A 13,727-nucleotide genomic window follows, 5' to 3' on the forward strand; every position below is an offset into this window, starting at 1 on the left:
TTTCCCTGAGCGGCAAGGTTTTTGCAAAAAAAGCCGAATACTATGGTGGGGAGTGATAGATAATGACGGAAAGAATCGCCATCATCGACCTCGGGTCGAACTCCGCCCGCCTTATCGTAATGCATATCTACGCCAACGGCGCCTATAACCTCGTCTATCATCAGAAGGAAACTGTGCGGCTCAGCGAGGGCATGGGCAAGTCGCATACCATCCGCCCGGACGCGGTCAAGCTGGCAGTCGAGACGATGCGGACATTCGCCCATATGTGCCTGCTGTTCAATGTGGACAAGACTTTGGCCGTGGCTACGGCCGCGGTGAGGAGCGCCAAGAACGGCCCGATGCTCGTGGAACTGATCGAGTCGGAAACGGGTATTCGTCTCGAATCGATTACCGGGCATGCCGAAGCGCATATCGGTTACATAGGGGTCATCAACACAATTGATGTCGATGACGCCGTCGTTTTCGACCTGGGCGGCGGCAGCACCGAACTGACGCTGATCCGCGGCCGTGAACCCAAGAAGGTCGCCAGTCTGCCCTTCGGCGCCGTCAACCTGACCGAACAGTTCGCCACCCAGGACCGGATCACCGATTTGCAGTTGGAAAAGCTCCGCAGCTATATTATGCACCATCTGGAAAAAAACCCGTGGCTAAAGGATGCCGGCCTGCCGCTCGTGGGCGTGGGCGGCACGGCCCGCAATATCGCCAAGATGGACCAGAAACGGAAGAATTACCCTTTCAACAAGGTCCACAATTACCGCCTCGGCGATATATCCATGACCGATCTTTGGCGGGGCCTGACGATGGCCGATTACAAGCAACGGCTCAAGATTCCCGGACTGAGCGGCGAGCGGGCCGATATAATTGTGGCCGGCTCCACCATCGTCAAGTGCCTGTTTGACTATACCCGCGCCAACAGGCTGATTGTAAGCGGCTGCGGCTTGCGGGAAGGCCTCTTCCTTCGCCACTATCGCACCCGCGCCGGCCAGCCTGAGGTGATCGAGAACATTCTCCTGCACAGCACGAATAATATGCTGCTGTTCTATAAGGGCAACGCCCCGCACGCTTACCATGTCGCCGCGCTGGCTGAAGCCATGTTCGACGGCTGGCAAGACCTGCACAAGCTCGACGACCGGGACCGCCTTCTCATGAGGGTGGCGGCCCTGCTTCACGATATCGGTATAACGATCAATTACTACGATCACCAGCGTCATAGCGCCTATCTGGTGGAGAATGCCCGCCTGTTCGGCCTGACCCACCGCGAGCAGATGCTGACTGCGGTGGTGGCGGGGTGGCATGAGGGCGCGACTGCCAAGTACATGCGCAACCGCTTGTATACTGAGTTTCTCGACGACACTGACTGGCAGAAGGCCCGGAAGTTGGCGCTGCTGCTGGCGCTGGCCGAAAGCCTCGATACGACCCAGATGGGAGTTGTTACGCAGGTGAAGGCCAGCCTGAGGCCCAAGACCGCTCACCTGCTGATGACGGTGGGCGGGCAGGGGGCGGCGATCGAGATTCAGGAAGCGGAGCGACACCGCAAATGGTTCAAAAAGGAGTTCGGCGTCGAAATCGCCTGGCAGCAAACTCCGGCCGCGTATCGCTAGCCCTATCGGGAGGAATAATGGCTTCACTATTGACCACAGCCAACAGCCTGAACCTCATTAGACGCTTCGTGAATCAGGTTTTCCCGCTGGTTGACCGCGAGCTGTCTTATTGGCGGCACAGGGCCGCCGGCGCCGAGCCGGAGCTGGCCGTCCAGGCGCTGGCCAGCATCCGGGACAAGCGGTTCCACTGCCAGGGAGGCGCCATTTACAGCCTCTACCCAGGGGTGAATACCAGCCGCTTCGTCAGACTGATCGTCGCCCTGCAGACGATCAGCGATTATCTCGACAACCTTTGCGACCGTGCGGGAGTCGCGGACGAGGCCGCTTTCCGGCAGCTCCATCTGGCGATGACCGACGCCCTCGACCCGGACGGGGAACCCCGAGACTACTACCTGCACTATCCGCTGAAGGACGACGGCGGCTACCTCGCGGCCCTGGTGGCGGCCTGCCGCGAAGAGACCGCCCGCCTGCCGGCGTACGGCCTCGTGAAGCCGGCCGCGCTTAAGCTTGCCGGCCTTTACAGTGAGCTGCAGATTTATAAGCACCTCGACCCCGCGGTGCGGGAGGCGAAGATGCTCGCCTGGGGCGAGCGCCACCTGGCGGCCTATCCCGGCGTGACTCTGTGGGAGTTCGCCGCCGCCACCGGCTCGACCCTGGGGATGTTCATGCTGTGCGCCCTGGCCGCTAACCCAGACCTGACGGCCGCCGAGGCGGAAGCGACCTGCGCCGCTTATTTCCCGTGGATCTGCGGCCTCCACATCCTGCTCGACTATTATATCGATCTCGCCGAGGACCATTGCCACGGAGACCTGAACTTCGTCGCCTATTACCGGAGCCCGGACGAAATCGTCGCCCGCCTGACCATTTTCTGGCGACAGGCCCTGGAGCACGCCGGCCGGCTGACCCAGCCGGGCTTCACGACAACAGTCGTGCACGGCCTGCTGGCTATGTACCTCTCTGACCCGAAAACCCAGGCGCCGCTGGAAAAAAGGGTGAAAGCGGCTCTTCTCGATACCGCAGGCGGCTATGCTCGTCTGCTCCACAACCTCTGCCGGCTGCTCCGCCGCCAGGGAATACTTTGACGCCGCCGGTCGCCGGCGGCCGGCATGCCGAGGGAGGAAACACGCATGGATAACTGGCCTGAATTCATCAAACAGCATTTTATGACCGTTCCCTTTGTCCGCTTTCTCGACGCCGCCGTAGTCGAAACCGGGCGCGGCCGTTCGCTTATTACCGTCCCGCTGCGGGCAGAGTTCGCCAATTCGTACGGCATGACCCACGGCGGCGTGGTGGCCGCCCTCGTCGACATAGCTGCCGGCATTGCCCTCCGTACCCTGAAGGTGCGGGTGGTAACGGTGGAAACGACGGTGAACTACTTCCTGCCTGTAGCCACCGACGACACGCTCAGGGCCGAAGCACGCCTGGTACACGAAGGCCACAAACTTCTCCACGCCGAGGTCGATGTCGCGAACGGCGAAAATACGCTGGTGGCCAAAGGTCGGGCGGTGTTCTACATCACCGGCGAGGATACGGGAGAGTATTAGAAAACCCGGACGGGATATCCCGTCCGGGTTATTTATACGGTGCGAACAGCCATTCAGACCCCGGATGCCAGGAGCACCTAAGGGCGCGTACGCTGCGTACTAGTAACATACGCCAGCAAACGCCCGCCGGAACAACGCATATGGGGATTATCAACGACTGCTTTGTTATGGCTTCGGAGTCTTGGCGGCCTCCTTGATGATCGCCACTACCAGTTCGGCGGTTTTGTACAGGTCGTCTTCCTTGATGAATTCGGCCGTCGTGTGGACTTTGGACATTCCCGTACCCAGCACCGCCGACGGTACGCCGTAGGCATTGAAGAAGTTGGCGTCGCTGCCCCCGCCGGTGGCTTCGAAGACGGGCGTAAGACCGATGCTCTCCGCCGCCTGTCGGGCCAGCGCGGCCACCGGCATGTCGGCGGTCAGCACATACGGGGCGTAAGCGGTCTTTACGGTGACTTCGGCCTTGGCGCCGTTGGCTGCGGCCACCTGCTCGAAGGTGTCTACCATGTGCTTGGTTTGGGCGGCGAGCTTCTCGCGGTTGCGGCTGCGGGCCTCGCAGGCGATTTCCACGTAGTCGGGCACGATGTTGGTGGCCTGACCGCCTTTGATGATGCCGACGTTGGCGGTCGTTTCGTCGTCGATCCGGCCCTGGCGCAGCTCGGCCATGGCTTTGCCGGCCACGACGATGGCGTTGACGCCCTCTTCGGGGGCCACGCCGGCGTGGGCGGTCTTGCCGCGGACTACCACCTTGATGCTGTTCTGGCCGGGGGCGGCGTTGATTATCCGCCCGGGAGCGCCGCCGGAGTCGAGAACGTAGCCGTAATCGGCCTTCAGCCGCCCCCGGTCCATGTTCTTGGAGCCGTTGACGCCGCCTTCCTCAGCCACGGTGAATACCACCTGGATGTCGCCGTGGGCGGCGCCGGTCTCGCGGACGACACTGAGCGCTTCAAGGATGCCCGCCACCCCGGACTTGTCGTCTGCCCCCAGGATGGTGTCGCCGCCGGAGGTTATCACCCCGTCCTTAAGCTGCGGCTTGATGCCGGCGCAGGGTTCGACGCAGTCGAGGTGAGCGCTCAGCATGACAACTGGCGCGGTCGCGACGTTCCCTTTCAGGTAGGCTATAACATTGCCGCAGTTGCCGCCGATGCGGCCGCCGACATCATCCTCATCCACCGCGCACCCCAAGGCGGCCAGCTTGGCCTTGACCACGTCGGCCACTTCCCGCTCGTCCCTTGTCGAGCACTTGATGCTGACCAGTTCGAAAAACTCGGCCAGCATTCTTTGTTTATCAACCACCGTCCATCGCCTCCCCTTACAGTCTGTTCTACTCTTTAGGCGTACAAAGGGTCCGTTCCTGCATCATGACGCCGCACCGCCACATATTTTTTCCCGCAGGGGAAAAACTAGCGCCAGCCGCCGATTAACCGCCGAGGAGCGGATCGAATGATAAAAACCGTAGCTCTCCAGCATCCCGCGACATTGCTGGCCGAAACGCTGGCCGCCAAAGGGTACAGGGTTATAAGCCTCCATGAAGCCGTCAGCCATCGTATTTACACCGACGCCATTCTATACTCCGCCCGCCGGGCGGAGACAGTGCCCGCTTTCCACAGCGGCCTGGAGACCGTCGACATCAGCGTGGGGCACCGCGGTGAAGAAACTCTTGGCGATACCCTGCCTGGCGCTATTATGCTCAACATCGCCGGGCTGCATCCCGAGCAGGTGGCGGCGGAGTTGGAGGCGCGCCTCCGTCACCGCCCCTGGCGTACATAGCTTTATCCCTGATAAATTTTGGGGCGTCCCTCCGGGGCCGCTTTTTATTTTTCTTTTTTCGGCATGAGGCGGCCGCGAGTGATGGCCCCTTCGCCGAACTTGTCCTTGAGGTGGTCGACGGCGACCGAGGCTTTGAGTTTTTTGTCGTCGTCGGTAGCGAACAGGCTGGTCTGGCTGCCGTAAACCTGCAGGTTGGACAGCGTCACCCCCAGGAGGCGCACTCCCTCCGCGAGCTCGATGTCGGCCATGATGGCCTGGGCGGTTTCGTAAATGGTGTCGCCGAGCAGGGTGGCTTCGCCGAGAGTGCGGCTGCGGGTGATGGTGCGGAAGGAGCCGAAACGGATTTTGACCGTTACCGTGCGCCCCGCGTAGCCGGCCTGACGCAATCGGCGGCCGACCTTCTGACTGAGGGCCAGCAGACACGTGCCAATGTCGTCCCGCGAGCGAAGGTCTTCGTCGAAGGTGACCTCGTTGCCGATCGATTTGGGCTCGTGTTCGGGAACCACCGGCCGGTCGTCCTCGCCCCGCGCCAGGCGACGCATTTCGCCGGCCTGCTGGCCGAAGTGCCTCCTCAGGATGACTTCGTCGGCGTCGGCGAGTTGCCCGATGGTATTGATGCCGATTCCTTTCAGCAAGGCGACGGTTTTCTCGCCGGCTCCCCAGAGGCGGGATACGGGCATGGCCCTCAGGAAGGCTGCGATTTCATCGTGACGCACAACCACCAGTCCGTCAGGCTTGCCCCAGTCGGACGCCAGTTTGGCGAGAAACTTGTTGGGAGCCACGCCGGCCGAGGCGGTAAGGGCCAGTTCGTCCCTGATCTTCGCCTTTATTGCGGCCGCGATATCCTTGGGGTCTTTATAGAGCCACTCCATGCCGGAGGCGTCGAGGAAAGCCTCGTCGAGCGACAACGGTTCGACGAGCGGCGAAAAGGCGGCAAGGATCGCCCGAATCTCGCCCGCCACCCGCGTGTACTTCCGGTGGTCGCCAGGCATAAATACGGCGTGGGGGCAAAGGCGCCGCGCCTCAGACATCGGCATGGCCGAGTGGACACCGAAGCGTCGCGCCTCATAGGAGGCGGTGGAAACGACCCCGCGCGGGCCGACGCCGCCGACGACAACAGGCCGGCCGCGGAGGGCGGGGTCGTCCCGCTGCTCGACGGCGGCGAAAAAGGCGTCCATATCGACGTGGATTATCCAGCGCTGCATGCTTTCACCGCCCGGTTCCGCGTATTTCCGCGCGTGCGGGGCAAAAAAATTCACACCTGTCCAACGCCGGCCCGGTGTGAATTTTTCCTACTATTATAATAGAACGCGTGTTCTAATTTGTAAAGACGGTTACGATACGTAGTAGTCGTGGCCACCTAGGGACGACTTGGGGACGGTTACGGGATCGAGCGCCTGAAACCGGGTGGTCTCCAGGATCTTTAGCTCGTCGCCAAGCTTGCTTAGCTGGTTGTGCAGCAGGGTTTTGGTGTAACCGAGGTCTTCCAGCCTGGATTCGGCTTCCTCGAGCTCCTTCATCTTGGTTTCGTATTCCTTGTGCAATTCCACGATTTCCAGCCCGCTCCGCACATTCATGCCGATGCCTCCGTTCGTCGCACTATTCCTGTATAGAATAACCCGGCTCACGGGGAAATATTCCAGCCGGACGGAGAGGCGCCCAAAAGCGCCCGGTGCAGGAAACGCCGCCTGGCCGTCCCAGTCATGGGCCTCTTTTCGTTACCCACTGGTATTTCTTGCGCGGCCGGCCCACCTTCCCGTAGCTGCTCGACACGGTGAGTTCCCGGCGGCTCTGAAGGAACTGCAGGTAGCGGACGATGGTCTGATAGGCGAGGCCGGTGCCTTCGGCCACTTCCTCGGCCGAGAACGGTGCAGCGGCGCCGCCGCAGAAGGACCGCACCAGGCTCAGGGTGGCGTCGTTGATGCCCTTGTCGCAGACTGGCGCCAGTTGTTCCTGCTGCTGCCGCATCTGTATATGGACCTTGATCCTCGCCGCCAGGTCGGCGATTTTTATCGGTTTGTTAGCGAAGTCGTTCGCGCCGGCGTCGAGAAAGCGGTCGGCGATTTCTTGCCGCTCGTCGACGGTCAGGACGATGATCGGCACGCCGCGGTCCTGGGTCCGGATCATTTCCACGGTCGAGAGGCCGTCGAGGCCGGGCATATGGTAGTCGACAAGAATAAGATCGGGCTTCAGGCCACAAACCTTGGCCGCCGCCCTCCGGCCGTCGCTGTCGGTTGTCACCCGCCAGCCGTAGGTCCTGCCGATCGCCTCAAGGGTGAAGAGTATGTCCTGGTCGTCGTCGATCGCCAGGATGGTGACCGCTTTGTCAGTCATTGCCCGCTACCTCCGGAAGGGTAATGATTACGCGCGTCCCTTTGCCGTCCGCGCTGTCGATGACGATCGTGCCGCCGTTTGTTTCGACAGTCTCGCGGACGAACGGCAGCCCGAACCCGGACGAATTCTTGGTGGAAAACCCCGGCTCCCAGACGAGGCGCGACTGGTTGACGGGAATTCCGAAGCCGTTGTCGGTTATCTCAATGACCGCCTGGCAGTCCTTCGCCGACAACCGGATTCTGACCTGCCCGTCATCCCGGGAAACCGCCTCCATGGCGTTTTCCAGCAAGTTGACGATCGCCCGCGACATTTTGATTTTGTTGACCGCCACCGCCGGCGGCAGCCCGACGGCTTCGATGCAGAAGCTGCGCAGGCCGCTCAGGCCGGGTACGTGGGCGGCGGCGTATTCGGCGAGTTCCCGGCTGCTGATGACCTGACGGGTGTCGTCGCGCAGCAGCTCGCTGATCATGCTGCTCATCTTGTCGCTGGCTTCGACGATCCGCGCGGCATACTGCCGGTTCGGCTCGTCGGCGACCGTGACGGTCAGCACCCCGGCTAGTCCCTGGATAGAGGTGAGCGGTGTTTTGAGGTCGTGAACGAGCGACTGCACCTCCCTGAGGGATCTGTTTTCCAGCGTTCTGAGCTTGAGTTCGCTGTCGAGGCGTACCTGCTCGGCGACCTTGAGTTCTTTGGTGTAAACGCTCAGCAGGCGGGCGAGGATGAAGGAGTTGGCGGTGCAGATGATGAACAGGGCGATGCCGGTGATGTTGAGTATTTCCTCCGCCTCGAGAAAGGCGGCGATTTTTTTCAGATCGGTGGAAATCTCGCCGCGACCGAACCAGTAACCGCTCAGAAGGGGCACGGTGTCCAGCCACTCCACCCCGAACAGCAGGAGTGCCAGGACGAGGATTTTGTGGAATACCTTGCGGGTCATGTTCTCCAGCCGGCTCATGAGGAAGATGGCGAGCGTGAGGCTGATGGCGGGGATGCCGAAATCGTAGGCGATGCCGTATATGAGCTTGATCGCCTCATAGGCCGCCGGGATGACAGCCAGCGGCAGGACGTAAAGGAGGTAGCGGTGCGCGCCGGCGCGGAAGACGCCGAGCCCCTGGGCAATCAGGAGCGTGCCGATGTATATGGGCAGGGCGCGGAGGGTGTTGAGCGCGACCAGCTTGAGGGAGGCGGTGAGCAGGGCGCCGCTGCTGGCCTGGAGGACGCTGCGTTCCAGCAGGGGGATGATGCCGAACCCCTTGACGCTCAGGACCGCCGGGGCCAGGAGTCCCAGGAGGATGAGCCCCAGCCCGGAAAAGATGTGGGGATAGTTTATCATTTTCAGCGACACGGTCCGCGCCACCACTCTTTCCTGCGCCCGCCGTACCACAGCGCCCAGACGGCGGCGGCCAGCCAGACGACGGTCGCCAGGCGGGTGGCCGCCGGCACGGTCCGCGTGTACATAACGGCGCTCGTGCCCGGGGGATTATCGGCTTCGATGCCGTTGGCGGCCGCCAGTTGGCCGATGTTGAGGAAGTGGATCACCGGCCGGTTGTTGTCGACGAAGGGGGCCGCCAGTCCGTCGGCGACCCGGCGCAGCGGACTATAGCCGGCGGTGAGGGCCTGCCGGAGGGGCGAGTCGTGGCCCCGGCGGCCGAAGATGACGTGACTGCCGCCGACGTTGACGAGCGCGACGGGCAGTTGCCCATCCCGCCGGTAGGCCGCCAGGCGCAGCGCCACCGCTTCGTCGAGGTCGGCGGGCCGCATCTCGGACACCCCGGTCCGCCTGATGGCCGCCCTGGCAGCGGCAACGCCCTCGGGGGTCAGGCCGCCGCCGACATCGCCGACGCCGCCGACCGAGGCTGCCGCTGACCGCCACGGCCAGATGCCGCCGGCGACTAGCGTCTGCTCGATATCGAGCCAGGTGTAGTCCGGGTCGCTGGCGCCCCAGGTGGAGGAGCCGACCGAGCTGGTTATTACCGGCTCGGCGCCGATGGCCTGGATGGCGGCAAGGACGGCGATGTTGACTGCCGGGAAGGAGCCGGAGAAATTGACGGCCACCCGGTCGCCCGGCCCGATGCCGGCGGCCAGCAGGTAGCGTACCGCGAGGGCGGCGGAGTCGGGGTGGAGGGACAGTTTTTTTGCGGCAAGCGGGCCGAGGGTGGTGGTAATCGCGGTGTATTCCGGACCGATAAGCCGGTCGCCGACGGCCGCCTGCGCCCTGACGGCGGTCGCCACGGCGGCGGCCATGGCTGGGTAAGCGGCATCAGGCTCGTGCCTGACCGTGCCCCGGGCGATCGCGAGCAGCAGGAAGCTGGCGAGCACCAGCAGCGCGAAGCGATGACGGCTCACCACAGCAGCCCCTCCCCCGCCAGCGAGGCGAGCGCGGTCAGCGCCACGGCCAGCGCCAGGGCAAGGGCCGTGGGCACGATCCCCTGACGGGCGAAGTCGCGGGCGATCAGCCCAGGCACGAGGTAGCCGATGACCAGCAGGCCCCAGTCGAAGTGGCCGCCGCCGCGGGTGACGAGCATCGCTCCCTGGCCGACGAGCATGCCGGCGAGGATGTAGACGGCGAACTGGCGCCGGCCGTAAAGGAGCAGGCGCCTTTCCAGCAGACGGCCGGCAGCCAGCGTGACGAGCGCGGCGGCGACCGTACCGGCGAGCCAGACCGGGTGGCCGAGGAAGAGGGCAAGATAGCCGGCGACCACGATGCCGCCGGGGGAAAACCCGGTCAATTCGGCGGTGAGGAGCGAGACTACGATGCCGATGAACAGTACATGCATATCAGCTGTTCACTCCTGCTGTCCGGCAATCGAGAAAACTCTCCAGACCCTGGACGTTGCCGGTCGCGAAGATTGTCAGCCGTCCGCCGCCCGCCGCGCCGGCGAGGTCGGCGGGACTGGCCGGGCGGGCAATGACGCGGATGTCGGCGGCGGCGACGCCCTGACTGATAAGCTGACGCCTGGCGAACGCGCCGTCGCCGGTGACGAGATAAGGGCCGCGGTGCAGGGCGGCGAGCGCCGCGGCGAGCTGAACGGTGCGGTATTTGCGGTCAGGCCGGCAGTTCAGCAGGATGACTGGCGCCCGGCCATCGGCGTACCGCTGCCACAGGATGCTGGTCGATTCGGGGTCGTTGGCAGCCAAGGCATTGACTAGGGTTATTGTCCGATCGGCGGCCGCATATTCGCTGACGGTGACATTACCGGGGTCGGGGCGGGCGGACCGCATGCCCCGCAGGGCTACGGCGCGGTCGACGCCGGCCAGCTCGCACACCGCCAGGGCAAGGGCGACGTTTTCGGGGAAAGCCTCATACGGAAACGCCGCGATGTCCTCAGGCGGCACATCTTCGGGTGCGGCCAGGCGCACCGAGCCTGCGGGGGCAACGCCGGCGACGGTCAGAGCTGCCATTGCGGTTGGGGTGGTGACGAGCGTGCCCAGCCGGGGGATGGCGCCTGCCAACGCCCGGGCGACATCCGGCCCGCCGCCGGTCACTTCCTCGTGATCGGGCCTGACGGTGGTGATGACGCCGATGTGGGCTTTGACGAGCTTTTCCTCGACAAAACGCTGCAGCTCCGGCCGTACGGCCATGCACTCTACGACGACGGCCCCGGCCCCGAGGTCGGCCGCCTCGGCGATGAAAGGGACGAGTTCGCGGATGTTGGCCGGCCCCCTTCTCGCCATGGGACGCTCGCTGCCGTCGGGCAGGATGACGCGCGCGGCCGATCCGGTGGTCTTAGCGACGACGGTTTGCCCCCCAGCCCTAAGCCCAGCGGCGATCAACCGGGCGACCGACGATTTGCCGCGCGTGCCGTTGACATGGATGCGCAGCGGGATGCGGCCGAGGTTGTGCTCGTGCCGTAGCCGTTCCGCCGCGTAGTAGCCAACGATCAGGAGGAAGATGGCGAGCGCCGCGAGGTACTCGCCGGCGAAACCGGTCACTCGGCGTCAACCCCTTCCTGGCGGAGGAGGCTGCGGACGATGGCAACGTGCTGGGCGGCGCGCTCCTCAAGCGGCTGCCGACCGCTTGTCTCCACGGTGAAAGCGGCAAGGCCGAGGACGGCGCCGGCGTGGTAGGCGGCGCTGCCGGGGATGGGATGGGCGCCGAAAGCGAACTTCTTCACCGGCTCGGTGATAAGGCCGTTGATATCGTCGATGGCTGTCAGCGCCATCTCAGCGCTGCGGTCGTTGGCGGCGAACAGGAGCATCTGCCCGAGGGAAGTATGGTCGAGGCGGTGGAAGGTGCGGGCCTCGTGAAGATCGATGAGCAGGGAAACGCGGTATTTAGCGGCAAGCGCTTCGACCGCGGCGGCGATCCGTTCTGCAGGCGTGCCGTCCGCGCGGCCGGGGTAGGCGCGGTTTATGTCGCCGATTTCCGGCAGGGTCCGGATGCCGGCGCTCAGGGCCAGCTTATTGACCCGGGGGATGACGATTAGGGTTCCCCGGCTCACCGCGAACCGGCAAACCTGTTCCGCGGCCAGCGATCCCGCCGGCTCGTTGCCATGCACGCCGCCCATGACGAGGGCGGCGGGGCCGGGAGCGGCGCCGCGGCTGACGTAAACCTCGGTGGCGTAAGGCGTCCCCGGGAGCAGGAGGAATTGCTCCTGCGCAGCGGCGGCGGCGGACGTTAAGAAGACGAGCAGCAGCAGCACGATCAACGGAATGCGCATTTTTCCACCTCTTAGAAAAAATTCCCCGTTTTTTTCCATTCCCCTGCCAAAGTCTGAAAACAACAAGAGGAGGGAGCCGGAACTCCCCCCTCAGCGGGCGATTGTCTAGTAGCCGAATGCCTGGCCGAGTCGCCGGGGATCGGCTGCCCCGTGAAGGCGGCCGTCAGGCAGGATCATGATGCCTTGGGCGCCGCCGAAGTAGAGAGACAGCTCGGGCCGCAGGTTGACCTTGTGGCCCCAGCCCATAAGCTCGTTGACGGTCGCCTCATCGATGGGCTTTTCGAGCTGGGCGACCGAAGCGTTGGGGTTATACATCCGCGGATCGTTGATGGCGGTTTGCAGGTCCATCTTGAAGTCAATCACGTCGATGATGATCTGGGACACGGTGGTGATGATGCGGGGCCCGCCCGGGGTGCCGAGGGTCATGAACGGTTTGCCGTCTTTGAGGACGATGGTCGGCGACATGCTGCTGAGCGGCCGCTTGCCGGGAGCGGGGGCATTCACCGAGGCGGGGTTGTTGGTGACGAAGTCGTCCATCTCGTCGTTCATCAGGATGCCGGTCCCGTCGGGAACCACGCAGGCTCCGAGGAAGTCGTTGATCGTCTGGGTGATGGTAATCATGTTGCCATCCTTGTCGATGATCGAGAAGGAGGTGGTGCTGCCGGATTCATATTTGCCGGGGTCTCCGGGCTTGATACCGTTATTGGCGGTGTCGGGCGAGATCATTTTGGCCCGCTCGGCGGCATACTTCTTGCTGACCAGCCCGGCCATCGGCACGTTGACGAAGTCGGAGTCGGCCATGTAGCGGCCGCGGTCGGCGTAAGCGAGCTTCTGGGCCTCTATGAAGGTATGATGGAAAGCGGTCGAGGTGCGGCCCATTTTGGCAACATCGAAGTTCTCCATGATGTTGAGGATGTTGGCCAACGTCAGGCCACCGGAAGACGGGGTCGGCACGGTCACGAGGTCGTAACCGCGGTAGGACGATTTTACGGGTTCGCGAAGCTTGGCCTTATAAGCGGCCAGGTCGGCTTTGGTGATCCAGCCGTTGGCGTTTTTCGCGTAGTAGGCGGCAAGCTTGTCGGCGATTTCGCCTTTGTAGAATACGTCGGCGCCGCCGGCGGCGACTTTCTTGAGGGATTCGGTCAGTTCGGGGTTCCTGAGGACATCGCCCGCCTGCAGCGGGATGCCGTCCTTGAAGTAGATATTATGGAACCATTCGCGCGACGGCGAGTACTTTTCCAGGCGGCTCATCTGGTCGCCAATGATGCCGGAGAGGTTCTTGGAAACCGGCAGGCCTGCTTCGGCTTGCGCGATAGCCGGGGCCATGAGTTCGGCCCACTTGAGGGTGGCGAATTTTTGGTGGATCATTTCCATGCCGCGCAACATTCCGGGCACGGCGGACGCGTAATAGCCGGTTACGGAGGCGTTGTCCTTGACTTTGCCCTTCTCGTCCAGCGCGTACATGTCCGGGGCCGCCTTGGCCGGCGCCATCTCCCGGTAGTCAACCATGTAGGTCTTTTTTTCCTTGGCCACGTAGACGATGGCGAAGCCGCCGCCGCCCATGCCGGAAGCATTGGGTTCCACGACGTTAAGCATGAAGGCGGTGGCAATGGCGGCGTCGAAGGCGTTGCCGCCCTGCTTGAGGACTTCCACCCCTGCCTGGGCAGCCAGCGGATGCGCCGCTGCCACCATGCCATGTGTGGCGATGAAGTCGCGTTTTTCCGCGGCATACGCGGTGAGGCTACAGTTGCCTACGATGCCGACGGTGAAAACGGCGATCATCAGCCATGCGAGGATGTTGAACTTCTTGCCCTTCACTT

At 63.5% G+C, this 13,727-nt stretch carries 14 protein-coding genes; 4 read left to right on the forward strand and 10 right to left on the reverse strand.

The genetic code is table 11. The annotated features are described in order from the left end of the window. Window positions 1–62 precede the first annotated feature (62 nt). From Q4T40_17410 to Q4T40_17420, 3 genes are read left to right on the forward strand one after another with little or no spacing between them, the layout of a single operon-like run. Complete coding sequence (locus Q4T40_17410) at window positions 63–1,601, forward strand: Ppx/GppA phosphatase family protein (GenBank protein MDT8903017.1); 1,539 nt, start codon at window positions 63–65, stop codon at window positions 1,599–1,601. 17 nt (window positions 1,602–1,618) lie between these two features. Continuing rightward, entirely contained in the window at window positions 1,619–2,683 is a 1,065-nt protein-coding gene (locus Q4T40_17415) for a tetraprenyl-beta-curcumene synthase family protein (GenBank protein MDT8903018.1), read from the forward strand. Between the two features lie 45 nt (window positions 2,684–2,728). Continuing rightward, window positions 2,729–3,145, forward strand: coding sequence for a PaaI family thioesterase (locus tag Q4T40_17420; GenBank protein ID MDT8903019.1), 417 nt, complete (start codon window positions 2,729–2,731; stop codon window positions 3,143–3,145). A 165-nt stretch (window positions 3,146–3,310) separates the two neighbouring features. Here the strand turns inward: Q4T40_17420 and Q4T40_17425 are convergent, their stop codons facing one another. Then, window positions 3,311–4,441 carry a M20/M25/M40 family metallo-hydrolase gene (locus Q4T40_17425; protein ID MDT8903020.1) on the reverse strand — a complete coding sequence of 377 codons (1,131 nt, stop codon included), beginning with the start codon at window positions 4,439–4,441 and terminating at the stop codon, window positions 3,311–3,313. 147 nt (window positions 4,442–4,588) lie between these two features. Here Q4T40_17425 and Q4T40_17430 point away from each other — a divergent pair, with 147 nt between their 5' ends. Beyond that, window positions 4,589–4,915, forward strand: coding sequence for a hypothetical protein (locus tag Q4T40_17430; protein ID MDT8903021.1), 327 nt, complete (start codon window positions 4,589–4,591; stop codon window positions 4,913–4,915). A gap of 44 nt (window positions 4,916–4,959) precedes the next feature. Here the strand turns inward: Q4T40_17430 and Q4T40_17435 are convergent, their stop codons facing one another. From Q4T40_17435 to ggt, 9 genes are all read right to left on the reverse strand, one after another. Further along, window positions 4,960–6,120 (reverse strand): DNA polymerase IV, encoded by a 1,161-nt coding sequence (locus Q4T40_17435; protein MDT8903022.1) that lies wholly within the window; start codon window positions 6,118–6,120, stop codon window positions 4,960–4,962. 129 nt (window positions 6,121–6,249) lie between these two features. Continuing rightward, the gene (locus Q4T40_17440; GenBank protein MDT8903023.1) at window positions 6,250–6,492 is read right to left on the reverse strand and encodes a hypothetical protein; all 243 of its coding nucleotides are present in this window, start codon (window positions 6,490–6,492) and stop codon (window positions 6,250–6,252) included. A gap of 124 nt (window positions 6,493–6,616) precedes the next feature. After that, window positions 6,617–7,249, reverse strand: coding sequence for a response regulator (locus Q4T40_17445; GenBank protein MDT8903024.1), 633 nt, complete (start codon window positions 7,247–7,249; stop codon window positions 6,617–6,619). Next, the gene (locus tag Q4T40_17450) at window positions 7,242–8,591 is read right to left on the reverse strand and encodes a HAMP domain-containing sensor histidine kinase (GenBank protein MDT8903025.1); all 1,350 of its coding nucleotides are present in this window, start codon (window positions 8,589–8,591) and stop codon (window positions 7,242–7,244) included. The genes Q4T40_17445 and Q4T40_17450 overlap by 8 nt, the downstream gene beginning before the upstream one ends. Next, complete coding sequence (pgsW, locus tag Q4T40_17455) at window positions 8,582–9,595, reverse strand: poly-gamma-glutamate system protein (GenBank protein ID MDT8903026.1); 1,014 nt, start codon at window positions 9,593–9,595, stop codon at window positions 8,582–8,584. Before pgsW ends, Q4T40_17450 begins: the two co-directional genes overlap by 10 nt. Continuing rightward, complete coding sequence (locus Q4T40_17460) at window positions 9,589–10,023, reverse strand: poly-gamma-glutamate biosynthesis protein PgsC/CapC (GenBank protein MDT8903027.1); 435 nt, start codon at window positions 10,021–10,023, stop codon at window positions 9,589–9,591. Before Q4T40_17460 ends, pgsW begins: the two co-directional genes overlap by 7 nt. A gap of 1 nt (window position 10,024) precedes the next feature. After that, the gene (gene pgsB / locus Q4T40_17465; protein ID MDT8903028.1) at window positions 10,025–11,179 is read right to left on the reverse strand and encodes a poly-gamma-glutamate synthase PgsB; all 1,155 of its coding nucleotides are present in this window, start codon (window positions 11,177–11,179) and stop codon (window positions 10,025–10,027) included. Next, on the reverse strand, window positions 11,176–11,907 hold the full coding sequence (locus Q4T40_17470) for a succinylglutamate desuccinylase/aspartoacylase family protein (GenBank protein MDT8903029.1): 732 nt from the start codon (window positions 11,905–11,907) through the stop codon (window positions 11,176–11,178). The genes pgsB and Q4T40_17470 overlap by 4 nt, the downstream gene beginning before the upstream one ends. A 105-nt stretch (window positions 11,908–12,012) precedes the next feature. Beyond that, window positions 12,013–13,725 (reverse strand): gamma-glutamyltransferase, encoded by a 1,713-nt coding sequence (gene ggt, locus Q4T40_17475; protein MDT8903030.1) that lies wholly within the window; start codon window positions 13,723–13,725, stop codon window positions 12,013–12,015. Window positions 13,726–13,727 lie beyond the last annotated feature (2 nt).

The organism is Selenomonadales bacterium 4137-cl (assembly GCA_032334055.1).
Taxonomy (GTDB): Bacteria; Bacillota; Negativicutes; order Sporomusales; family UBA7701; genus Anaeroselena; species Anaeroselena agilis.

What these genes read in the sequence shown, in the direction of transcription:
- Q4T40_17415 (MDT8903018.1), top strand. Translation starts at nt 1,619, where the DNA reads ATGGCTTCACTATTGACCACAGCCAACAGCCTGAACCTCATTAGACGC.
- Q4T40_17430 (MDT8903021.1), top strand. Translation starts at nt 4,589, where the DNA reads ATGATAAAAACCGTAGCTCTCCAGCATCCCGCGACATTGCTGGCCGAA.
- Q4T40_17410 (MDT8903017.1), top strand. Translation starts at nt 63, where the DNA reads ATGACGGAAAGAATCGCCATCATCGACCTCGGGTCGAACTCCGCCCGC.
- Q4T40_17420 (MDT8903019.1), top strand. Translation starts at nt 2,729, where the DNA reads ATGGATAACTGGCCTGAATTCATCAAACAGCATTTTATGACCGTTCCC.
- Q4T40_17435 (MDT8903022.1), bottom strand. Translation starts at nt 6,120, where the DNA reads ATGCAGCGCTGGATAATCCACGTCGATATGGACGCCTTTTTCGCCGCC.
- Q4T40_17445 (MDT8903024.1), bottom strand. Translation starts at nt 7,249, where the DNA reads ATGACTGACAAAGCGGTCACCATCCTGGCGATCGACGACGACCAGGAC.
- Q4T40_17440 (MDT8903023.1), bottom strand. Translation starts at nt 6,492, where the DNA reads ATGAATGTGCGGAGCGGGCTGGAAATCGTGGAATTGCACAAGGAATAC.
- Q4T40_17470 (MDT8903029.1), bottom strand. Translation starts at nt 11,907, where the DNA reads ATGCGCATTCCGTTGATCGTGCTGCTGCTGCTCGTCTTCTTAACGTCC.
- Q4T40_17460 (MDT8903027.1), bottom strand. Translation starts at nt 10,023, where the DNA reads ATGCATGTACTGTTCATCGGCATCGTAGTCTCGCTCCTCACCGCCGAA.